Annotated in this window: 27 protein-coding genes; 15 read left to right on the top strand and 12 right to left on the bottom strand. The window is 63.6% G+C overall.

The annotated features are described in order from the left end of the window. Positions 1–71: 71 nt before the first annotated feature. Both E0473_RS00125 and E0473_RS00120 read left to right on the top strand, forming a co-directional pair. Positions 72–611 (top strand): type 1 glutamine amidotransferase domain-containing protein, encoded by a 540-nt coding sequence (locus tag E0473_RS00125; RefSeq protein ID WP_137678863.1) that lies wholly within the window; start codon positions 72–74, stop codon positions 609–611. A gap of 141 nt (positions 612–752) precedes the next feature. Then, complete coding sequence (locus E0473_RS00120) at positions 753–1,616, top strand: DUF4349 domain-containing protein (RefSeq protein WP_241657263.1); 864 nt, start codon at positions 753–755, stop codon at positions 1,614–1,616. Here the strand turns inward: E0473_RS00120 and E0473_RS00115 are convergent. Next, the gene (locus tag E0473_RS00115) at positions 1,613–1,942 is read right to left on the bottom strand and encodes a 2Fe-2S iron-sulfur cluster-binding protein (protein ID WP_137678861.1); all 330 of its coding nucleotides are present in this window, start codon (positions 1,940–1,942) and stop codon (positions 1,613–1,615) included. The two genes, E0473_RS00120 and E0473_RS00115, sit on opposite strands and share 4 nt — an antisense overlap. 5 nt (positions 1,943–1,947) lie before the next feature. After that, complete coding sequence (locus E0473_RS00110) at positions 1,948–3,015, bottom strand: cysteine desulfurase family protein (RefSeq protein ID WP_137678860.1); 1,068 nt, start codon at positions 3,013–3,015, stop codon at positions 1,948–1,950. A 274-nt stretch (positions 3,016–3,289) separates the two neighbouring features. Between E0473_RS00110 and E0473_RS00105 the strand changes: the two genes are divergently transcribed. Continuing rightward, positions 3,290–3,589: a putative quinol monooxygenase gene (locus tag E0473_RS00105; RefSeq protein WP_137678859.1), complete on the top strand. Its 300-nt coding sequence runs from the start codon at positions 3,290–3,292 to the stop codon at positions 3,587–3,589. Positions 3,590–3,598: 9 nt separating this feature from the next. Here the strand turns inward: E0473_RS00105 and E0473_RS15685 are convergent, their stop codons facing one another. The 5 genes from E0473_RS15685 to E0473_RS00090 all read right to left on the bottom strand — a co-directional run bounded on the left by E0473_RS15685 (position 3,599) and on the right by E0473_RS00090 (position 4,896). Further along, the gene (locus E0473_RS15685) at positions 3,599–3,724 is read right to left on the bottom strand and encodes a hypothetical protein (protein WP_277751492.1); all 126 of its coding nucleotides are present in this window, start codon (positions 3,722–3,724) and stop codon (positions 3,599–3,601) included. 37 nt (positions 3,725–3,761) lie between these two features. After that, positions 3,762–4,106 carry a hypothetical protein gene (locus E0473_RS15325; protein WP_161981451.1) on the bottom strand — a complete coding sequence of 115 codons (345 nt, stop codon included), beginning with the start codon at positions 4,104–4,106 and terminating at the stop codon, positions 3,762–3,764. Between the two features lie 58 nt (positions 4,107–4,164). After that, positions 4,165–4,368 (bottom strand): hypothetical protein, encoded by a 204-nt coding sequence (locus E0473_RS00100; RefSeq protein ID WP_137678858.1) that lies wholly within the window; start codon positions 4,366–4,368, stop codon positions 4,165–4,167. Position 4,369: 1 nt separating this feature from the next. Next, positions 4,370–4,564, bottom strand: a complete 195-nt coding sequence (locus tag E0473_RS00095) for a hypothetical protein (protein ID WP_137678857.1) — start codon at positions 4,562–4,564, stop codon at positions 4,370–4,372. Positions 4,565–4,641: 77 nt separating this feature from the next. Next, entirely contained in the window at positions 4,642–4,896 is a 255-nt protein-coding gene (locus E0473_RS00090) for a cold-shock protein (RefSeq protein WP_137678856.1), read from the bottom strand. Positions 4,897–5,305: 409 nt separating this feature from the next. On the opposite strand from E0473_RS00090, the gene E0473_RS00085 reads away from it, so the two are divergent. Then, positions 5,306–6,046: a sulfotransferase domain-containing protein gene (locus E0473_RS00085; RefSeq protein WP_137678855.1), complete on the top strand. Its 741-nt coding sequence runs from the start codon at positions 5,306–5,308 to the stop codon at positions 6,044–6,046. 73 nt (positions 6,047–6,119) lie between these two features. Here E0473_RS00085 and E0473_RS00080 read toward each other — a convergent pair whose 3' ends face one another. Then, a complete protein-coding gene (locus tag E0473_RS00080; protein ID WP_137678854.1) occupies positions 6,120–7,106 on the bottom strand; it encodes a cysteine desulfurase family protein in 987 nt (328 codons plus the stop codon). 100 nt (positions 7,107–7,206) lie between these two features. Here E0473_RS00080 and E0473_RS00075 point away from each other — a divergent pair, with 100 nt between their 5' ends. Both E0473_RS00075 and E0473_RS00070 read left to right on the top strand, forming a co-directional pair. Further along, entirely contained in the window at positions 7,207–7,863 is a 657-nt protein-coding gene (locus tag E0473_RS00075) for an alpha/beta hydrolase (protein WP_137678853.1), read from the top strand. A gap of 173 nt (positions 7,864–8,036) precedes the next feature. Continuing rightward, positions 8,037–8,729, top strand: coding sequence for an energy transducer TonB (locus E0473_RS00070; RefSeq protein WP_161981450.1), 693 nt, complete (start codon positions 8,037–8,039; stop codon positions 8,727–8,729). An 8-nt stretch (positions 8,730–8,737) separates the two neighbouring features. Here the strand turns inward: E0473_RS00070 and E0473_RS00065 are convergent, their stop codons facing one another. After that, positions 8,738–8,947: a hypothetical protein gene (locus E0473_RS00065; protein ID WP_338325080.1), complete on the bottom strand. Its 210-nt coding sequence runs from the start codon at positions 8,945–8,947 to the stop codon at positions 8,738–8,740. Positions 8,948–9,025: 78 nt separating this feature from the next. Between E0473_RS00065 and E0473_RS00060 the strand changes: the two genes are divergently transcribed. Beyond that, complete coding sequence (locus E0473_RS00060) at positions 9,026–10,867, top strand: DUF885 domain-containing protein (RefSeq protein ID WP_137678851.1); 1,842 nt, start codon at positions 9,026–9,028, stop codon at positions 10,865–10,867. Between the two features lie 382 nt (positions 10,868–11,249). Here the strand turns inward: E0473_RS00060 and E0473_RS00055 are convergent, their stop codons facing one another. Beyond that, complete coding sequence (locus E0473_RS00055) at positions 11,250–12,896, bottom strand: phosphoenolpyruvate carboxykinase (protein ID WP_137678850.1); 1,647 nt, start codon at positions 12,894–12,896, stop codon at positions 11,250–11,252. 189 nt (positions 12,897–13,085) lie between these two features. On the opposite strand from E0473_RS00055, the gene E0473_RS00050 reads away from it, so the two are divergent. From E0473_RS00050 to E0473_RS00020, 7 genes are read left to right on the top strand one after another with little or no spacing between them, the layout of a single operon-like run. Next, positions 13,086–13,865 (top strand): response regulator transcription factor, encoded by a 780-nt coding sequence (locus E0473_RS00050; RefSeq protein ID WP_137678849.1) that lies wholly within the window; start codon positions 13,086–13,088, stop codon positions 13,863–13,865. After that, entirely contained in the window at positions 13,858–15,411 is a 1,554-nt protein-coding gene (locus tag E0473_RS00045) for a stimulus-sensing domain-containing protein (protein WP_137678848.1), read from the top strand. Before E0473_RS00050 ends, E0473_RS00045 begins: the two co-directional genes overlap by 8 nt. Then, positions 15,408–15,854, top strand: a complete 447-nt coding sequence (locus tag E0473_RS00040; protein WP_137678847.1) for an HPr kinase/phosphorylase — start codon at positions 15,408–15,410, stop codon at positions 15,852–15,854. The genes E0473_RS00045 and E0473_RS00040 overlap by 4 nt, the downstream gene beginning before the upstream one ends. 42 nt (positions 15,855–15,896) lie before the next feature. Next, entirely contained in the window at positions 15,897–16,805 is a 909-nt protein-coding gene (gene rapZ / locus E0473_RS00035) for an RNase adapter RapZ (protein ID WP_137678846.1), read from the top strand. Between the two features lie 49 nt (positions 16,806–16,854). Beyond that, positions 16,855–17,259: a PTS sugar transporter subunit IIA gene (locus tag E0473_RS00030; protein WP_137678845.1), complete on the top strand. Its 405-nt coding sequence runs from the start codon at positions 16,855–16,857 to the stop codon at positions 17,257–17,259. Continuing rightward, a complete protein-coding gene (locus E0473_RS00025) occupies positions 17,256–17,549 on the top strand; it encodes an HPr family phosphocarrier protein (protein WP_137678844.1) in 294 nt (97 codons plus the stop codon). The genes E0473_RS00030 and E0473_RS00025 overlap by 4 nt, the downstream gene beginning before the upstream one ends. Continuing rightward, a complete protein-coding gene (locus E0473_RS00020; protein WP_137678843.1) occupies positions 17,549–18,349 on the top strand; it encodes a TrmH family RNA methyltransferase in 801 nt (266 codons plus the stop codon). The genes E0473_RS00025 and E0473_RS00020 overlap by 1 nt, the downstream gene beginning before the upstream one ends. A gap of 51 nt (positions 18,350–18,400) precedes the next feature. Here E0473_RS00020 and E0473_RS00015 read toward each other — a convergent pair whose 3' ends face one another. Together E0473_RS00015 and E0473_RS00010 are read right to left on the bottom strand one after the other, a co-directional pair. Further along, a complete protein-coding gene (locus E0473_RS00015; RefSeq protein WP_137678842.1) occupies positions 18,401–19,147 on the bottom strand; it encodes a hypothetical protein in 747 nt (248 codons plus the stop codon). Next, entirely contained in the window at positions 19,144–20,583 is a 1,440-nt protein-coding gene (locus E0473_RS00010) for a DNA recombination protein RmuC (RefSeq protein ID WP_137679974.1), read from the bottom strand. The genes E0473_RS00015 and E0473_RS00010 overlap by 4 nt, the downstream gene beginning before the upstream one ends. Before the next feature lie 239 nt (positions 20,584–20,822). On the opposite strand from E0473_RS00010, the gene E0473_RS00005 reads away from it, so the two are divergent. Next, positions 20,823–21,548 (top strand): formate--tetrahydrofolate ligase (locus E0473_RS00005; RefSeq protein WP_137678841.1); only part of this gene is annotated, 726 nt, incomplete at its 3' end.

Here is a 21,548-nt window from a genome sequence, read left to right as displayed (position 1 = left end):
GACAGCACGGAACAATGCGGTTTCCCCAAGCGTAACATAGGCAAGAGCAAATTCTTACGGAGAATGAACAGATGCCCCAAAATGTTATGATCCTCGCCACGAACGGCTTCGAACAGAGCGAGCTGGAAAAGCCGAAGCAGCTGCTTGAAGAGGCCGGCTATCAGACCACCGTGGTCAGCCCGGAAAGCGGCCAGATCAAGGGGTGGGACAACAAGGACTGGGGAAGCCCGGTCGACGTTGACCTCACCCTCGATAAGGCCAAGGCTGACGACTTCGACGCGCTGCTGCTGCCCGGCGGTCAGATAAATCCGGATATTCTGCGCATGAACAAGGATGCGGTGGCCATGGTCAAGGCCTTCGCAGACGCCGGTAAGCCTGTTGCGGCAATTTGCCACGGCCCATGGTTGTTGGCCGAAGCGGACGTGATCAAGGGCAAGACCGTCACCTCCTGGCCTTCGATCCGCACCGACCTGCGCAATGCCGGTGCAAACGTGGTCGACGAAGAGGCTGCGGTCGACGGGATCTTCATCACCAGCCGCAACCCGGACGACATTCCGGCCTTCACCAAGGCGCTGATCGATGCGCTGGAGAAAGATGTCGTGATGGTCTGACGCTGCGCAAAGCGGCTTAATATCGGGGCCCCGTCGAGCATTTCGGCGGGGCCTTTTGTTTGCGCTATTGCCAAATGGCTTACCGCCCTCATAGAATGTGGCAACAATAAGGCGCGCCCACGGGCAGTCGCAGGAGAGCGGATGATGAAACGTTTTTTCATAACGGGCTGTGCGGCCTTGGCGCTGACTGCTTGCGGCCAGCAGAGCGAATACACCACTTCGGAAGAGCGCCTGACGACGGTCGATGTCGCCGAGCCACCTGCTGATGGAGATATGGCGGGTGGAGAGATACCGGTATCGATCCCGCAGATCGCCTATGTCTACGAATATGGCTTCCGCGTTGCGGCGAGCGACATGGCGCCGTTGCAGGAGAGGCAGATTGCGCTGTGCGAGAGCATGGGCCCGCAACAGTGCCGCGTGCTGGAAATGCGCTCTTCGGGCGACGAAGGGGATTATGCCTACGGGTCACTCAACCTTGCAGTGGCGGCGGAAAAGGCGCGGGCGTTCGGTTCGCAGCTCGCGGCGACAGCCGGTGAGGCTGGTGGCGAGCAGGTTTCCACTGCAATCACCGGCGAAGACCTTTCGAAACAGATTGTCGACACCGAGGCGCGGCTGCGCGCACGCACCGCCCTGCGCGACCGGCTGATGGAGGTGCTCGAAACGCGGCGCGGGACCGTGGCCGAACTGGTCGAGGCCGAGCGCGGTGTGGCGCAGGTCAACGAAGAGATCGATCAGGCGCGCTCATGGCTGGCGGAGATGCGTGGGCGGGTCGATTTCAGCCGGGTCAACGTGCAATATCAAAGTGGTGCCCCCTCCGGCGGCGGGTTCGTCGAGCCGATCCGGCAGGCCTTCGGCTCGGTCGGGTCGGTGCTCGGCACTGTCATCGCCGCGCTCATCATGCTGGCGACTGCCGCCGTTCCGGTTGCTCTCGTCCTCTGGCTCGGCCTGTTGGGCTGGCGGCGGTGGCGCCCGACGAAGGCGCCCGGAGCAGCCGACGAAAGCTAGAACCCTTGCGCGTTGTGGCTACCTTCGGGGATGCGCACTTCCAGCCCATCCAGCTCCTCGCTCAACAGGATCTGGCACGAGAGGCGACTGGTCGCCTCGACGTCGGCGGCGAGGTCGAGCATGTCTTCTTCCTCTTCGCTGGCATCTCCCAGGCGACCGAACCATTCGCGCGCGATGATCACATGGCAGGTCGAGCAGGCCATCTGCCCCTCGCATGTGCCTTCGAGCGGCATCCCGGCGCGCTGTCCCACTTCCAGCAAGCTGTCGCCCGCCGCAGCCTCGACCGCGCGCTTTTCGCCCTCGCGTGTAATGAAGGTGACCTTGATGGCTGCTATCCTTGTTGCGACGCAGCAACTATAATTCGTTCAGCCGCCGCTTCAAGCTCGGAAAGCGTGGTGTAACGCCCGAAGCCCAGCCGGATCGACGATTTTGCCTGCGCCTCGCTCAGCCCGATGGCGCGCAGCACATGGCTGGAACGGCCCGATCCGCTAGCGCAGGCCGACCCGGCCGAGAACATCACCTCGCGGCAGTCGCTCGTCAACCGGGCGACGTCGAGACCATCCCGGCACAGGTTGATATTCCCATGCCAGCGTTCCTCGGCGCTGCCGTTCAACTCCCACCCGGCGAACAGCTCGCGGGCGCGATGCCACAATGCTTCGATATGAGTCGCGTCTTCGTCCATTCGATCAGCAGCCAGGGCCGCTGCCGCACCGAACCCCGCGCAAAGCATCGGCGATAGCGTGCCCGAGCGCAGCCCTTGCTCCTGACCGCCGCCCGTCGAGACAGTCTTCAGCTCGACCCCGTCGCGCAGCCACAGCGCGCCGATCCCCTTCGGCCCGTGCAGCTTGTGCGCGCTGACCGCGATCATGTCGGCCTCGGCGCAGGCAAGCTTGCCATAGGCCTGTACCGCATCGCACAGATATAACGCGCCCCACTCCTTCGCGCGGGCGTACCATTGGGCCGTCGGCTGCACGGTGCCGATCTCGTTGTTGACCTGCATAACCGCGACCAGCCCTGTGCCCTCGGCCAGGCTTTGCGACGGATCGCACAGCCCCTCGCCCGTCACCGAAAGTTCATGGTGGTTGCCCAGCGCCCGCGCGGTATCAAGCACCGCGGCATGTTCGATGGCAGAGCACGCCACAGGCCCGCCGGCACCCCGCATCGCAAGGTTGATCGCTTCGGTCGCGCCGCTGGTGAAGATCACCCGCCCGCCAGCCGGAAACAGCGCCGCGACCTGATCGCGCGCCACTTCCACGGCGGCAGCTGCCATACGCCCCATCCGGTGCGGCGAGTGCGGGTTGCCGAACTGTGCGCTATCCGGGCCGCCGAGCCACGGCTCCATCGCCGTGCGCGCTTCGGGCGCCAGCGGCGTGGTGGCCTGATAGTCGAGATAGATCATCGCCCTTGCCCTTTGAAAAGGTGACGAAGTTGATAGCGCTTCGGGCGGCTTTGTGCAGCGCTATCCCGCAGAAACGCGCGGCTTGTGGGCCAACGGGCGAATTTGAAGGTCGGGCGGAATTTTTCGGAATGGGCGATGCGCGTCATGAGGCTGTTGTGGGGCTTTTGGAGTCCGTAGGAAAGGGCCCGCGTACCAATCGCCGCTTTCGTCCTCGTGCATCAAGTCCGGGTCGAAAAGGTAGCTTGCGTCCGCGCCCTGAGATATCTTTGCTGCCATGCTCTTGATCGTCGGAACCGTTCGCTTGCCCGCCCACAACCTTGAGCCGGCACGGCCGATCATGCAGCGCATGGCCGAGGCCAGCCGCGCCGAAGACGGCTGCGCCGAATACAGCTACGCCGAAGACCTGTTCGATCCCGGCCTGATCCATGTGAAAGAGATGTGGCGCGACCAGGCCGCCCTCGACCGCCACTTCGCGACAAGCCATCTCGCCGAATGGCGCGCCGCCTGGCCTGACCTCGGCATCGGCGAGCGCGACCTGCGCGTTTATGACGTAGAGGAGCCGCGTGCGACCTAGGCCTGGCGCTTACTTCGCTGTCCTGAGCGCATCGAGATAGGCCAGCAAGTTTTCGATATCGCCTTCTTCGAACTTGAACACCGGCATTTCGAAAGTGTGACCCACCTGAATTCCCCGCTCGAACGGACCTGCCACCAACCATTAAGGCAACCGGTGCGACGCCACTTCGAGACTAGACTTCGAGACTGGGAGCGTTCGGATTTGGCAAGACACCATCCTTAAGTGCATGGCAGCTGGCACAATTGGCATGCGCGAAAGCCCTGCCTTTGGCCGCGCTGTCGGAAAGTTCAGTAGCATCGCGATCCATTACGCAACCCGTAACGAACAGCGCACCGGCAACAATCATCGCCGGCTTGAGCACAATGGAATTCGGTTTGGCCTTTTTCGGCGCTCTGACGAAACATGGTTCATCGGCGCAGACATTTCTACCATGGAAGGAGCGCGGGCCGTGTCTGCCCCAGTCCGTATCAATCGAGAGGTGCTCGGGTTTAAATAAGCGGGCGCTGTTGAGTAACATTGAGCAGAGCGGAAACGGCGAGAATTGACCAAAATCCGATCAGGGCCGGCAATGCCTGCTAAGGGCGCTGGCGGCGATGCTCCGCCAGAGCGTCTTCGAGCCGCGCATAGGAATATGGCCCAACGCGATAGTGGACGGACGTGATGGCAGTAATGCCTTCCGGCAGCGCGGCTGGCGTATCGGGCTTCAGTGAACCGCCTTCGCTTTCCCATGCACCGGTTCCAGGCTGGTCGGGGTTGTGCGCGATTGGCGCGATGCTCATGTCATCCCTCCTCGTCAGCGGGGGCGCGTTCGTCGCGAGGCCAGCCCTGACCGGACAGGCCATTCGTCCTGCGCCACTCTGCCATCCGCTTGGCACGCCCGCCTAACAGATCGATGGCGTCCTTGCGTTCTTCAGCCGTGCCAGAGCGATCAACCTTCATCGCGGCAAGCTGGTGATCGAACAGAAACTTGTTCATCGGCATGGCAACGAATCCTGGCAAGAGGGGGCAGGCGTGAGCCGGGGGAAGTGATCCCCCCGGCCTGCTTGTCGGCGTTAGCCCTGTTGGGCGTTGGCCTGATCCTTCTGGTTCTGGCCGTCGCCCTGCTGGGCCTGCAGGTTCACGGCAGTCTTCTTGCCGCCATCGACTTCGCTGGTTTCATAGCTGAAACGCTGATCGACCTTAGGTACCTCGGCTTCCTGCTGCAGGTCCGCCTTCTTGAAGCGCAGTGCATCGCCACCCTTTTCCGGGGTGATCGAGCCGGTGCCTGAGCTGCTGTCGTAGCTCTTGATCTTGCCAAAATGTGCCATTTGTCATTCCTTCGTGCGAGTGTGCAGCGCGCCAGAATTGACCCGGCTGCGACTAGGAGGCGTAACTGAAGGAAAGGGCTTCCGATCGTGGAAGCGATGACCGTCGATTGCGACTGGTAGCTGAGTTTTAGATGGGGACGGCGAGCGGTGATTACAAGCGAAGCGCGTTGCCAAGAATGCAAATGGCAACCGCGCCCAGTGTGAAGTCGCTTGCGGCGAAAACAGTCCGATAGCTTGCCAGCATCCGTAGAAAACGTAGCCGCTGGCAAATTCAGGAAACTGGAAAGAAGCTGACAGCACGAACCTGGAACGCAGAGAATTCGCATTTTCGAAGCACCGGTTCAACTTGTCACCACTTCGCTATACCTCTACCACTGAATAACAGTTTTGTCGGGATAGGGCGCGCACAATGCGAGTTGCAATTATCAGTTCACCTCGCAGCGGAAACACGTGGTTTCGGGAAGTATTATCCAAGACTCTTGGGCTCGAGAACATCGCTATCCATAATTATCTAGATGCTCCATCATCGCTTCCTAAAAAATGTGCTCTTCAAATTCACTGGTATAGGGAGCCAAATTTTCAGAAATTTTTGTTACAAAATGATTTTCAACTCATCACGCTGGCGCGACATCCGTTGGATGTCCTTATCTCCACCCTTGCCTTTATCAGACACGAGCCAGAGACTGCACGCTGGCTTGGCGGTAATGTTGCCATTCCGAAGACACTTCACGGTTGCACGCCAACTTCAGTCGCCTTTGCCAATTATGCAGTCAGTTTCGGAGCCGAGAACTTGCTTTGCGTAAGTCAACAATGGTGGCACGACGAAAACGTGATCCGGGTCCGCTATGAAGATTTGGTCGCCAATCCGACATCGGAGTTCGGGCGCGTTGTAGAAGGATTGGGTGGGGGTAAGCAGCGCCTGATCGAAGCCCTTGATGAGCGAGATTTCTCGTACTTTCAAAGCCTGCCCAACAAACATGGGTGGAAGGGCCGGCCGGGCCTGTGGCGCCTCCTTATCGTACCAGCAACTGCGCGCCGCATCAGGCGTCGGCACAGTAACGTTTTCGAAACTCTGGGTTATACCGTGAGGCCTAAATTGCTTCTGTCGCGCAAGCGTGCCGAAGCGAACTGGAACGCTCTCGAGAGGTGACAGCCAGGTGGATCGGCGACCCAATAGGAATCAGTCCTAACCGCTGGGCTTGGTCCGTGGCGGGGCGGGCACCTCAGGCGAGCCCACGCCACGCCTCCCTGAACGCCTCCAGCTCCGCCGCCGTAGTATTCCACCCCAGCGACACCCGGATCGTACGCCGGGCCACCTCGTCCTCTACCCCGAAGGCGTCGAGCACGCGGCTCTTCTTCAGCGTGCCCGACGAGCACGCACTGCCCGCCGACACTGCAAAGCCCATCGCGTCGAGCCGTATCAGCAGCGCCTGCGCGCTCATGCTCGGATGCGCGACCGATAAGATGTAATCCACCTGCTCGCCTAGTTCGAGCACGTCGCACGCCAGCGTCTCGCGAAACTGCGCGCGGTCCTCGGCAGAGGTCGCCCAGTCGCCCGCCTCCAGCGCGGCGGCCATACCCATGATCGCGGGCAGGTTCTCGGTACCCGCGCGGTAGCCGCGTTCGTGGCCGCCCATCGGTTCGAGCAAAGCGAAGTCGCGCACCAGCAGCGCGCCCACGCCAATCGGTCCGCCAAACTTGTGCGCCGAGACCACCGCCATATCCACCTGCGGCAAGGCCAGCTTGCCCGCGCTCTGCGAGCAATCGGACAGCACCAATGCGCCTGTCTCGCCCAGCACTTCGGCCATATCCGCGACCGGGTTGATCGTGCCCGTTTCAGGGTTGACGTGTTGGATCGCGAACACGGTGTCGTTATCCAAAGCGACATCCTCGGAATAGATCTCGGCGTCGGGCGCAGCGCGCAGCACCGCGTCGTGCTCCACCGCGCTGACCACGCGGCGGCTCGCCTTGGCGCGCCCCAGCCCCAGCGCCAGCGCTTCGCTGGCGCCGCTGGTAAAGATTACCTCCCCCTGCCAGCCGAGCGCCGCCTTCACCCGTTCGCGCGCCTGCTCAAGCGCGGCCTTGGCCTTGCGGCCTTCGGCGTGGGGGCTGCTGGGATTGGCCCAGATCGCCCAGCCTTCTTCCATCGCGGCGCGCGCTTCGGGGCGCAGCGGCGAGGTGGCAGCGTGGTCCAGATAGATACGGGTCATGCGGAAAGAATTGCGAATAACGCCATCGTCCCTATATAGCCGCCCACTTCCCTCGCGCCAGTCGCTTGGTTCAACCCGTTACAGCAGAGCATATCCGCCCATGCCGCACGTCATTTTTCCCGGCCCCGAAGGCCGCCTCGAAGGCCGTTACTCGCCCGCTCCGCGCCCGCGCGCGCCCGTGGCGATGATCCTCCACCCGCACAGCCAGGGTGGTGGCACCATGAACGATCGCATCGTGCAGCGCCTCTACAAGACCTTTACCGACCGTGGGTTCGCCACGCTGCGATTCAACTTCCGCGGCGTCGGCAAGAGCCAGGGCAGCTTCGACAATGGTATTGGCGAACTGTCGGATGCGGCGTCGGCGCTCGACTGGGTGCAGTCGATCCACCCCGAAGCGCAGGTGACCTGGGTTGCCGGTGTCAGCTTCGGCGCGCTGATCGGGATGCAGCTGCTGATGCGCCGCCCCGAGATTCGCGGCTTCATCTCGATTGCCCCGCCCGCCAACATGTACGACTTCTCGTTCCTCGCGCCCTGCCCGGCCTCGGGCATCTTCATTCAGGGCACGGCGGATACCGTGGTGCAGCCGAACAGCGTGCAAAAGCTGGTCGACAAGCTGCGTACGCAAAAGCACATCACGATCCACCACGACGAGATCCCGCGGGCCAACCACTTCTTCGAAAACGAAATGGAGGAGCTGATGGCCTCGGTCGACAACTATCTCGATTTCCGCCTCGACCCGTCCTGCCCGATTACCTGATCGGCTGACCGCAGGCCTGTAAGCGGGGCGGGATCCGCCCGGCTCTCCATCCGTAAATCCCTCCATAACCGGTTCCTGCCGGGCGAAAAGCCATGCCTGAATTTGGTGGCTTTTCGCCCCCGTCGTTCCGTGGTAATGTGTGACATAATAACATTACAATGGAGGAGTTTGATATGGCCTATGTTGACAGCACATCTGCGCCGGGCGCGCGAGCAAGGGCTTTGCTCGGAGTTGGCGCCATTCATGCGGTGATGGCCATCGGCGTCTATACCGGCTTGACGATCACCGGTGTGATCGCCCCGCCCGACAAGATCGTCACCGCATGGAACGTGCCCACCCCGGTGCCGACTGCCGAACCACCGCCACCAGAACAGAAAGCCGAGCAAGACCCGATTGTTCCGACCTACAACCCGCCCAAGGCGCCCGACCGCATCATCGACCTGCCGGTCGATACGCCCACGGTAGCGCAGAAGCTTGACGATGGGCCGATCATGCCCACGATTCCGCACAAGCTGCCGGGTTCGACTGTCGGAGAGGGCAGCCTGATCCTACCTTCGCCCACGCCCAGCTTTGCCGCTGTCGGCCCGGCGCCGATCAACGGGCCGAACGGCTGGATCACCACCAACGACTATCCGCGCCGCGATCTCATGCGCGAACACGAAGGCACTGTGCGCTATCGCCTCGTGGTGGCAAGCAACGGTCGGGTGGAAACCTGCGAAGTGACGCAAAGCTCGGGCCACAGCGGGCTCGATGCCGAGACCTGTCGCCTGCTGCAACGCCGCGCGCGGTTCGATGCGGCGAAGGACACCAGCGGCGCGCAAGTGGTCGGCACCTTCACAGGCGCGGTGACCTGGCAAATTCCGTAAGCGAGGCTTCAGTCTTCGGCGGCGGCTTCCTGGAGGCTGTCGCCGCCGTCGCTGGCGGGCAGCACCCAGATCACGACATTGGCAATCATCACGAAAGCCAGCACCGCCATCAATAATGCCTTTTGCGTGTTGCCCTTGCGGAACAGCGAATAGGCCCCGCCCACCAACACGGCAGCGGCAAGCATAACGAGCGATAGCACGAAATCGGACATGATCATCGTCTAGCCAAGGCCTCGGTCGCCGCCAAGAGCGGGGTCGCCGTTTGACTTAGCCAGTTGCGGCTGTAACCAGATGCCATGCACAGCTTTCACACACCCACCCTCTCCCGTCGCGCTGCTCTGAAGGGCGCCTCGGGCCTCGCCATCGCCGCCACCCTGCCCGGCTGCGTTACCGCCGCCACGTCCCCAACAGCCGATACCGGCGCGCAGGCACTGCTCGACGATGTCGCCTGGCGGCTGCTTTCGCACCAGCCCGGCCGCGCAACCTCGCTCGGGGTCGATACCGGCGTCCACGCCGCCTTGCGCGGCGAGCTTGAAGATGCCTCGCCCGAGGGCCGCGCCGCGCTAGCCGATACGTTGCGCGAAGATCTCGCGCGCGTTTCCGGGGTTGATGAAGGCACGCTCGATCCGGCCACCCGCACCAGCCTCGAAGTGGTGAAAAGCGCCTATGCCAACGCGCTGGAGGGCTTTGCCCAGCCCTATGGCGATGTGGCGGTCGGATCGTGGCGCAATGCGCCCTATGTCGTGATCCAGAACGTGGGCGGCTATCTCGACCTGCCGCGCAGCTTCGATTCGGACCAGCCGCTGCGCGACGGGGCCGATGTAGGCTATTACATGGAGCGGCTGGCAAAGGTGCCCGCCTATCTCGCAGGCGAGCTGGAGCGGATGCGGTCGGCCCGCGAAATGGGCCTCGTCGCGCCCGATTTCCTGCTCGACAAGGCTATCGCCCAGATGGAGCAGACCATCGCCGATACCGCCGAGGGCGGCGCTTGGGCGATGCCGCTCGGCCGCTCCGATATGCCAGAGGCGAAGGCCGCCGTGCCCCATGCGGTGCGGTTGGCCCAAAGCGCCATCGCTCCCGCGCTTGCCGCGCAACTCGAAGAGCTGAAGGCCGAGCGCGCTATGGCAACGTCTGACGCGGGCATGTGGGCGCGCCCCGGCGGGCCGGACTATTATCGCTGGGCCCTCAAGGCGAGCACCACGACCGATATCACCCCCGACGAGGCACACGAACTGGGCCACGACACGCTCGCCTCGATCCACGCCAAGATGGAGCCGATCCTGCGCTCGCTCGGCTATACCGAAGGCACGGCCGGCCAGCGCATGAAGCAGCTTTCCGAAGACGAGCGCTTCAAGTTCGCCGAGGGCGACGAAGGCCGCGCGCAGATCATGGAGTTCATTCACGAGCGGATCGACTGGATTCGCGGGCAGATGCCGCGCGCGTTCAACCGCACCGTGGATGCACCGCTCGAAGTTCGCCGCCTGCCACTGGCCGAAGAGCCCGGCGCGCCCACCGCCTATGGCGGCGCGGGTTCGAAGGATGGCAGCATTCCCGGCAAGATGTGGATCAACCTGCTGACCACCGATCTGCACCGCAAATATACCCTGCCCACGTTGGTCCACCACGAGACCATCCCGGGCCACGTGTGGGAGGGCGAATATTCAAACCAGCTGCCGCTGATCCGTTCGATCCTCGCGTTCAATTCCTTCAGCGAAGGCTGGGCGCTTTATGCCGAGCAGCTGGCTGACGAGCTGGGCGCCTATGACGATCACCCGGCGTGGAAGCTGGGCTATTTGCAGGATGCGGCCTTCCGCGCATGTCGTCTGGTGGTCGATACAGGGATGCATTCCAAGCGCTGGAGCCGGGCCGAGGCGCTCGCCTTCATTACCGAGCAGACCGGCGACGGGGCGGACGAGATGGCCAGCGAGATCGACCGCTATTGCAGCTGGCCGGGGCAGGCCTGCGGCTACATGATCGGCAAGCTGGAAATCCTGCGCCAGCGCGAACGCGCGAAACAAGCGCTGGGCGCGCGTTACGACCTTAAGGATTTCAACATGGCGGTGGTCGAAGGCGGCAACGTGCCGCTCGACGTGCTGGCAGGAAACATCAGCCGCTATACCGCGGGCGCAACCGGCTAGGCCAGAATGCCCTTACGCTCTTCCCCTCAGGGAGGGGTTGGGGGCTCGACGCTGGCTGGCGTGGGACAACATCCCAACCCTTCCCCACGAGGGGAAGGGCTTTGCGAGCGATCAGCCCTTCTCGAGGCCAATTCGACCGTGTCGCCCTGCATCGTGTGCGCCTGCCCCAAGGCGGCAATCGCCTTTTCGGCCGTCGCCGGATCGATCCCGACCTACGCTGCAAGGTTCACCACATCGTCGGGCGAACCGGCGATGGCCTTGAGCATTGCGTCAAGCATACTCATGGTCTGTCTCCTTCGACGCTAAACGTCGTCGAAGGAGACCTATTTATTGACCATGCAATTTGGAAGACACCCAAGATACCTTCGCGTGCCGATGTTGATCAGGCAGGCTGCGCGGCGAGCTGCGGGGCAGCCTGCTTCACGGCGTCATCGACATAGGCTTCGAACTGCTCGAAGTTGCCGACGAACAGCTTGACCAGATGCTGCGCCATTTCGTCGTAGGCTTCCTTGTCGGCCCAGGTCGAACGCGGATCGAGGATCGTCTGGTCGATGCCCAGTTCTTCCAGCGCGGGGACGAACACCGGAACTTCGAAGCCGAAGTTCGGATCGGTGCGATACTCCACATTGTCCATCTTGCCGTCGAGCGCAGCGTTGAGCAGCCCGCGCGTTGCCTTCAGCGGCATCCGGTTGCCGACGCCATACTTGCCGCCGGTCCAGCCGGTGTTGAACAGCCAGCACTGCGCATTACCCTCGGCAATCCGCTTCTTCAGCAGGTTGCCATAGACCGAGGGGTGGCGCGGCATGAAGGCAGCGCCGAAGCAGGTCGAGAAGGTGGCTTCGGGCTCGGTCACGCCGATCTCGGTGCCGGCGACCTTGGCGGTGTAACCCGAGAGGAAGTGATACATCGCCTGTTCGGGCGTCAGCTTGGCAATCGGGGGCATCACGCCGAAGGCATCGGCGGTGAGCATTACCACGTTCGACGGCACCGGGCCGAGGTTCTTTTCCGACGTGTTCGGAATGAACTCGATCGGATAGGCACCGCGGGTGTTCTCGGTCTTGCTGGTGTCGGTGAAGTCGATCTCGCGCGTACCCTCGTCCATGGCCACGTTCTCGAGGATCGTGCCGAACATGCGGGTGGTGGCGTAAATCTCCGGCTCGCCCTCGGCCGAAAGGTCGATCACCTTGGCGTAGCAGCCGCCTTCGAAATTGAAGACCGCCGAATCCGACCAGCCATGCTCGTCATCGCCGATCAGCGTGCGGCTGGCGTCGGCCGAAAGCGTCGTCTTGCCGGTGCCCGAGAGGCCGAAGAAGATCGCCGTCTTGCCGTCGGCGCCGATGTTGGCCGAGCAGTGCATCGGCATCACGCCCTGTTCGGGGAGCAGGTAGTTCAGCAGGCCGAACACGCCCTTCTTCATCTCGCCCGAATATTCGGTGTTGCCGATCAAAATCAGCTTCTCGCTGAAGTTGACCGCGATCACGGTGTCGCTGCGGCAGCCGTGGCGTTCAGGATCGGCCTTGAAGCTGGGCAGGTTGATGATGGTATATTCGGGCGCGAAGGTGGCCAGCTCGTCCTGCGTCGGGCGTACCAGCAGCGTGTGAACGAACAGCGAGTGCCAGGCCATCTGCGTGATCACGCGCACGTTCACGCGGTATTCCGGCTGCGAACCGCCGAACAGGTCGGCCACGTAAAGCTCGTCCTTGCCTTCCAGCTCGGCAAGGAAGTCGGCCTTGAGGTTGGCGAAGTGTTCGGGGCTCATCGGCTGGTTGATGGCGCCCCAGTTGATCGAGTCTTCGGTGGCGGCATCGCGCACCACGAACTTGTCCTTCACGCTGCGCCCGGTGAAGCGCCCGGTCTCGACCACCAGCGGGCCATGCGCCGCCAGCTTACCTTCGCCACGCTCCAGAGCATGTTCCACCAGCGCTGCTGTGCCCAGGTTGGGATGGATTTTTGCCTTGGTTGAAAGGCCTTGTTCGGACAATGAAACGTTCAGGGGTGTCACATGCGTCTCCTCACGCAGGTTGGTCATGGCGCTCTAGAGCGGTCGCCGGGCGATTGTGAGGGCGCATAGGATGCGCGCCCCGCAAGGTCAATTTGCTGCATGCCACGGGTGCGGCAACTGACCGGAAATGTTACACGATTACGCAAGCTGGCAACAGCTACATGATTGAGAAAGTGATGTCGGCGCGTTAGTCCGCTCCGGTAACGAGGTGATTGCATGAGCGAAGCGGCAAGCGAACAGCACAGGATCGACAGAGAGGCGGCCCCGGCTGGGAGCGAGGCGCAGCGCGTGATCGCGCTGGTCGACGACGATCGCAACATCCTCACCACGCTTTCCATCGCGCTTCAGGCCGAAGGCTATGCCACGCGCGTCTATTCCGATGGCGAGGCGGCGCTCGGTGCGCTGCTTTCCAACCCGCCTGACCTGGCCGTGTTCGACATCAAGATGCCGCGCATGGACGGTATGGAGCTGCTTGGAAAGTTGCGCGAACACTCGCCACTCCCGGTAATTTTTCTCACCAGTAAGGATGAGGAGGAGGATGAAGCCGCCGGCCTTGCCATGGGTGCCGACGACTATATCGCCAAGCCGTTCAGCCAGCGCCTGTTGCTCGCGCGGATCGGCGCAATTCTGCGCCGTGCCGCGCCCCTGGTGCCGGGGGAAGAACCGCGCGAGCGGCCGACCGAGGCCGAGGGCGGCGTGATCACGCGCGGGCGGCTGGCGATGGACCCGGCGCGCCATCAGGTCACCTGGGACGGGCGCGATGTCAGCCTCACCGTCACCGAATTCCTGATCCTAGAGGAACTCGCCCGCCGCCCCGGCGTGATCAAGAGCCGCAACCAGCTGATGGACGCAGCCTACCCCGACGACATCTTCGTCGACGACCGCACCGTCGATTCGCATATCAAGCGCCTGCGCCGCAAGTTCCGCGCCGCAGACCCGCAGTTCTCCGCCATCGAAACGCTTTATGGCGCGGGCTACAGCTTCGCAGATGGCTGAGGAAGATCTGCGCGCCAGCCGGCTCGAACGGCTGGCCTTCCCGCTTGGCGCTTCGCTCACCACGCGCATTCTGGCGGTCAACCTGATCCCGCTGCTGGTGCTGGCGCTAAGCCTTTTCTTCCTCGATTCGTACCGCCGCCAGTTGCTCGACGAGCGCTACAAGCTCGCCCGTATCGAGGCGCAGATCACGGCTGAGGCGCTGGCCGGGGCCACGCCCGAGCGGCAGGAGGCGCTGCTGGTGCAGATCGGCAAAGAACAGCGCATGAGGTTGCGCATGTACGACGCCGCCGGCACGCTGATCGCCGATAGTTTCGTGCTCGATGGCTTGGCCTTCACCCTGTCCGATCCGATCGCCGCGCCGATCACCGACGATCTTGCCCGGTGGACCGATCAGGCGGTGAACTTCGCTGTCGGGGCCGATGCCGCCCCGCCCTATGCCGAGCCCGAAGATCCTGCCGCCGATTCGTGGCCGGAACTCGCGCGCGTGCGGCAACAGGGCTTCACCCAGATCGAGCTGCGCCGCGCGCCCGATGGCACCCCGATGATCAACGCAGCAGCGCCGGTGGGGCTGAACGGGGCCAGCCTGCTTACCACGCGAAACGCGGTCGATATCACGCAGGCCGTGCGCAGCGCCCGCACCAGTCTGCTGTTGATCATCTTTGCGGCGCTGCTCGTCTCAATCGTGCTTTCGCTCTATCTCGCCGCCACCATCATCGAGCCGCTGCGCCGTCTGGTGCGCGCGGCGGTGAAGGTGCGCGCGGGTCGCGAGCGCGAGATCGAAGTGCCGCGCATGGACGAACGCACCGACGAGATCGGCCTGCTCGCCCGCGCCGTGTCGGACATGACCGGCGCGCTGCGCCACCGGATCGACGCGGTCGAAAGCTTCGCCGCCGATGTCGCGCACGAAATCAAGAACCCGCTGGCGTCCTTGCGCAGCGCTATCGAATCGCTCCCCCGCGTGACCGACGCGGACCTGCGCGCACAGCTGGAGGAAGTGGCCGCGCACGACGTGCGCCGGATCGACCGGCTGGTGAGCGAGATTTCGGAAGCCAGCCGAATCGACGCCGAGCTGAGCCGCGCCACCTTCGAACTGGTCGACCTTGCCGAACTGTTCGCCAATGTCGTCGCCGCCAAACAGACGCGCGGCGAAGTGCGCGACTGTGTGGTGACGGTGGATAAGCAGGTCGACGATGCCCGCGTGCTGGGCGTGCCGCTGCGGCTGGAACGGGTGGCCGAAAACCTGATCGACAACGCCGTCTCGTTCTCCCCTCCCGGCGGCACCATCGCGGTGACCGTGCAGCGGCGCGGCAACCGGCTCGCCGCAATGGTCTGCGACGAAGGCCCCGGCATCCCCGATACCGAGCGAGAAAAGGTGTTCCGCCGGTTCCACTCGCAGCGGCCCGATCACGAGAACTTCGGCAACCACTCGGGGCTCGGCCTCGCCATCGCGCGAACCATTATCGAAGCGCACGACGGCACGCTCTGCGTCGCCGAGGAAAGCCCGCTCGGCGGGGCCTGCCTGATGTTCGAATTGCCCGCCACATGAGCGCTGGCCTGAATATTGTGATCGCCAATGTGAGTTGCGTCGCAATCGAGGGCCGCGCGGTGCTGATCGAAGGGCCTCCCGGCGCGGGCAAGTCAAGCCTGGCGCTGGCGCTGATCGAATCGGGCGCGGGGCTGATCGGCGATGATGGGGTGACGCTCGAAGTCAGGAATGGCCAGCTCGTCGCTTCTGCGCCGCCGAACATTGCCGGGCTGATCGAGGTGCGCGGCGTCGGCCTTGTCACCCTGCCCACCACCAGCGCCCCGGTCGCGCTGGCCATTGTGCTCGATGAAAAGGCCCCGCGCCTGCCCGATGGCCCGGGCTCGGCAAGCTGGTGCGGCATCGCAGTGCCCCGGATCGCTCTCTATCCCGATCCCGCCACCGCGCCGCTGCGCACACGCTGGGCACTGCGCCAGCATGGGACGGAAATGACGCCGTGCGCGTAGGGTCTTTTCTTTTGCGCCACAAAAGCGCATTGAGCGCGCCCGATGGTCGCGTCGCAAACTGACGATCCCCAGCGCATCCTGCTGGTCACCGGCATGCTCGGCGCGGGCAAGTCGACCGTTCTGCGCGAGCTGGAAGATCTTGGCTGGGAAGCGATCGACAACTTCCCCGTTCGTCTGCTGGATCGGCTGATCGGCCCGGACGGCGCGAACTACCCGCTGGCCATCGGTTGCGACTGCCGCACGCGCGGCTTCTCTCCCGCCGACATTATCGAACAGGCCAAGGGGCTCGTCGGCGATAACCGGATCGAATTGACGACCGTGTTTCTCGACTGCGCCGGCCACGAGCTGGAGCGCCGCTTCAACGAAACCCGCCGCCGCCATTTCCTCGCCGCCGATCTGCCGGTTTCGTCAGGTATCGCAGCCGAGCGGGAACTCCTCGCACCGCTGCGCCGGTGGGCCGAGGTGCTGATCGACACCACCAGCTATTCGGTCAACGATCTCAAGCTGGCGGTGCGCGAACGCTTTGCCTCCTCGCCATCGCAGCAGCTCACCGTCACGGTTTCGAGCTTCGGCTTCTCGCGCGGGATGCCGCCGTCTGCCGATCTGGTGTTCGATATGCGCTTTATCGACAACCCGCACTGGATCGAGGGCCTGAAACCGCTGACCGGGCTCGACGCCGCCGTGGGCGAGCATATCGAGCGCGACCCAACCTTTCCCAGCGCCTTCGCCAAGATCGCCGATCTGGTGACCGAGCTGCTCCCGCGCTATGCGGCGCAGGGCAAGACCTATGTGAACATCGCCTTCGGCTGCACCGGCGGCCGTCATCGCAGTGTATACAGCGCGCAGAAGCTGGCGCAGGCCTTGCGCGAAGCGGGCTTTTCGCCCACGGTCATTCACCGCAATCTGGGCTCGCGCGCGGCCGAGCTTGTTGAAGGCACGCAACACCCGTGACTCAAGTGGCAAATTCTATGCAATTTCTCTCGATGGACGGCACACCGGCATGATCGGGCTGATCCTCGTAACCCACGGCCAGCTGGCCCGTGAATTCGTCGCCGCGATGGAGCATGTGGTCGGTAATCAAGCAGCGGTGGTCCCCGTTTGCATCGGCCCGCACGACGATATGGAAGTGCGCCGCAAGGATATCGCCGATGCCATAGCCGAGGTCGACACGGGCACCGGCGTGATCATCCTCACCGATCTGTTTGGCGGCACGCCATCGAACCTGGCGATCTCGCTGCTCGATCCCGGCCGCACCGAAGTGATCGCCGGTATCAACCTGCCGATGCTGATCCGCCTCGCCGGTGCGCGCAAGGAACTGTCGCTGCACGATGCCGCCGAAGCCGCGCGCGAGGCAGGCCGCAACTACATCACCATCGCCAGCGAATTCCTCGGACAGCACGCATGACCCAGACGACCAGCGATACCGCCAGCGCCGAAGTGCTGATCGTCAACAAACGCGGCTTGCACGCGCGCGCCAGCGCCAAGTTCGTCACCTGCGTATCAGGGATGGAAGGCACGCGGGTGAGCGTGATCAACAAGGAAGGGCATGAGGCCGCTGGCGGCTCCATCCTCAGCCTTATGATGCTCGGCGCGGCCAAGGGCGACACGGTGACGATTCGGGTGGCGGGCGCCGATCACGAAGCGCGCCTGGCGGAGCTGGTGGCCATGGTCGAAGCCGGTTTCGGCGAGGACTGATGCGCCGCGAAATCACCGGTTTTTCCAATCCCACCGTCAAGCTGCTGAAAAGCCTGCGCGACAAGAAGCACCGTAAACGCGAAGGCCTGTTCCTTGCCGAAGGATTGCGCCTCCTCACCGACGCGCGCGCCTGTGGCCGCCTGCCGCAGATGCTGGTGATGGCCAATGCACGCGATCCGCACCCGCTGCTCGATGCGCTTGAAGCCGATGTGCTGGCGAGCGGCGGCGAGGTGATTGAAACCAGCCCCGACATTCTCTCGAAGATCACCGGCAAGGATAACCCCCAGGGCGTGGCGGGCGTGTTCGCGGAGTTCGATACTTCGCTGGCCGCGCTCGATCGCTCCTCGGCCAATATCTGGCTGGTGGCGCAGGCGCTGCGCGATCCGGGCAATTTGGGCACGGTGCTGCGCACCGGCGATGCGGTGGGAGCAGGCGGACTGATCCTGATCGACGACTGCGCCGATCCGTTCAGCGTCGAGGCCGTGCGCGCGAGTATGGGGGCGGTGTTCACCCAGGGCCTCGCGCAAGCCGGGTGGGACGAATTCGTCAGCTGGCTTCGCGCCGGAGAGGGACAGCTGGTGGCAGCCTCCTTGCGGAAAGCGGTGCCTTATCGCGGCGCACCCTATGCCGCGCCGTGCTTCGTGATGGTCGGCAACGAATCGCGTGGCCTGCCTGAGCACTATGAACTTGCCTGCGACCTGCGCGTGACCATGCCGATGAAAGGCCGCGCTGATAGTCTCAATGCGGCGGTGGCAGCTGCGGTGCTGGCATATGAGGTGCTGGCGTCGCTGGAGGGGTAAGCCGGCTACAAGCCCTGCCCCGGATCAGGCCCGGGGCGACGACTTAAGTTATCAATCCCCCGCGATCAAACTGGTAATCCGCCACTTGCCGTTGCGGCTGGCCGCGAGCAGCCGATAGTCGATCAAGCTGCGCAAGCGCTTGGCATCGATATAGCCCTCGATCACGGTCGGCTTGCCTGCTGGCGATTCCCGCCGCTGCCAACGGATATGGGCAAAGCCCGAATTTCCCGAGCCACCATCCACCAGCTCCACCACGTCCCACGAAACGGCACCAATGACAGGGGCCTGCTTCGCCGCTGTTTCATGCACGGGAACGCCTGTACCGGTTACGATCATTCCCGAGTAGGAATCGGTGTTGATCTCCTGGGCGAAATACCAGGGCACAGTGATGAGCGCATCGCCATCGGAAGCGCAGCCCAGCGTCATCAGCTCGTCGAGCTTGGCCCACAGCGGCGCAGTTTCGGAAGCCAGCATGGACCGCAACTGATCGCGCCCCGCCCCACCGCCGAAATCAAGCTTCACATCTTCCGCCGCGAGCGCCACGAACGCCTCGGTGTTGCGCGCGGAGACCGCGCTACGGATATCTTCAAGGAACGGCGAGGCACCAGCCACCTCGGCACACTCGTCGCGCGGGGCATAGGGCCCGGCGGGCTGCGGCGTTTCCTCGATCTGGTCGACCGTATCGGCCACGGCCTGTTCGACCTGGCTGGCCGGCGGGTCGTTTCGGTTGCACCCTTGCAGCGCCATCGCGCCTGCCACCAGCAGCAAGCCAACCCGGCGGGCACGTGCAGACCTCATTGCTCGACTTCCTCTCTTCGCTCGTCGGCCCCAATCTGGGCTGCCTCGTCTTCTGGCGCAAGGTCTGCCGCGACATAGCGCGGAACGCCTTCGACGAACGGCACTTCCTCGATCTCGCGCTTGCCGATCTCGATGCCCTTTTCCTGCATCCGCCGCGCCGAAGTGAGCACGTTGCGCTCAAAACTGCCAACGAAGCTGTTGTAGTTCTTCACCGCCGATTCGAGCCCGCCGCCCATGCGCTTGAGATGCTGCGCGGCAGTTTCCAAACGCCCGTAAAGCTCGGTCCCGATCCGGCCAATCTCGCGCGCCTCATTGGCGAGCGCATCCTGCCGCCAGACCTGCGCCACGGTGCGCGCAATGGCGACAAGGTTGGTTGGCGTCGCCAGCAGCACCTTCTTCTCGAAGGCGAAGTCCCACAGCTCGGGATCGGCCTCCAGCGCGGCGGCGACGAAGTGCTCCCCCGGAACGAACATCACCACATAGTCTGGCGCATCTTCGAACTGGCTCTGATAACTCTTGGCGCCCAACGTCTGCACGTGGTTGCGCATCGACTGTGCGTGGAGCTTCAACTGGCGCTTGCGCTCCTCGTCGTCGTCGGCCTCGAACGCCGCCTGATAGGCGTTGAGCGAGACCTTGGAATCGATCACCAGCTTCTTCTGCCCCGGCACGTTGACTATGGCATCGGGCCGCAGCCGGCCATCGTCGGTCTCGATCGACTGTTCGAGCAGAAAATCGGTGTGCTGTGCGAGCCCGCACTGTTCGAGCAGGTTCTGCAAGGCCCGCTCGCCCCAGCGCCCGCGCGCCTTGGGCGCATTGGTGAGCGAATTGCCCAGCCGCTGCGCCTCGCGCCGGACCTCCTCTTGGCTGAGATGCATCCGATCAAGCAGGCCTTTCAACTCGCCAAAGGCATTGACGCGCTGCTGCTCCAGCGTGCCCACCGTCCGCTCGTACTTCTCCAGCCGCTCGCTCACCGGCTTGAGCAGGTTGGCGACGGCCTCCTTGTTCTTGGCCTCGGCATCGCCCAGCCGCGCGGCGGCATCGGCGATGAACTTCTCCTGCGCCTTGCCGAGCACCTCGCTGCCCGTCACCTTGAACTCGCGCAACAGCTCCTCGCGCGCTTCCTTGAGCAGCGTAATCTGCTTTTCGGCATTGGCCTCGTTCGCCTCCAGCGTCGCGAGCCTGTTCAAGGCGCCATCTCGCTCGGCGCGGACCTTCTCTAGTTCGCCCGCCAGCGCATCGGCCCGCTCGGCCCGGACTACAGCACCTTCCAGATCGATGACAGCGCGGCGGAATTTCTCGTCCACCTCCTTACTCGCCGCCTTCGCCGCGTCCAGCTCGGTCCGCAACCGCGCCAGATCGCGCCCCCACAACAGCCAGCCGACGGCAACCCCCAGAAATAGCGCAAGCAGCGCGGTAACAATCGCTTCAACAAGCATCGACAAACTCGCAAGAACAGGAACGAAACACGAACTTAACGAACGACAAAGCCTTGCACAAGCGGCCCGACGCGCCCATCCCCCGCTCAAGCGAAAAGCGCCCCTAGCCCCAGAGTTTCCGCTTGAGCATCGGCCTGAAAAAATCGTATGGGTCACATACAAATTCAGATTCGCGAAAATTTCGCGCTTACGAAATCCGGCGCATCCGCTGCCGGCCGAACACGGGAAAGGACAGGTTAATGCCCACCGATATCGAAATCGCCCGCCAGGCGACGCTCATTCCGATCACCGAGGTAGCGAAAAACGCCGGCGTGCCCGACGACGCGCTGATCCCCTATGGCAAGTACAAGGCCAAGGTCGACACCGCCACCCTGCCCACCACCAGCAACGGCAAGCTGATCCTTGTCACCGCGATCAACCCCACGCCTGCGGGCGAAGGCAAGACCACCACTTCGGTCGGCCTTTCGGACGCGCTTCACCGCATCGGCAAGAAGACCATGCTGTGCCTGCGCGAGCCCTCGCTCGGCCCGTGCTTCGGCGTGAAGGGCGGCGGCGCTGGCGGCGGTAAGTCGCAGGTCATGCCGATGGACGAGATCAACCTCCACTTTACCGGCGACTTCCACGCCATTACCTCGGCGCACAACCTGCTCTCGGCCATGATCGACAACTCGATCTACTGGGGCAACCCGAACGACATCGACCTGCGCCGCGTCACTTGGCGCCGCGTGCTCGACATGAACGACCGCGCGCTGCGCCAGATCGTCGGCCCGCTCGGCGGCGTGTCGAACGGCTTCCCGCGCGAAACCGGCTTCGACATCACCGTGGCTTCGGAAATCATGGCTATCCTGTGCCTGGCTTCGGACCTCGAAGACCTGCAGAAGCGCCTCGGCGACATCATCATCGGCTATCGCCGTGACCGCACCCCGGTGTTCTGCCGCGACATCAAGGCGGACCCGGCCATGACC

Source organism: Aurantiacibacter suaedae (assembly GCF_005434915.1).
GTDB lineage: Bacteria > Pseudomonadota > Alphaproteobacteria > Sphingomonadales > Sphingomonadaceae > Alteraurantiacibacter > Alteraurantiacibacter suaedae.
The sequence above is the reverse complement of the archived record's forward strand: the minus strand, read 5'-3'. Positions and strand labels throughout refer to the sequence as shown.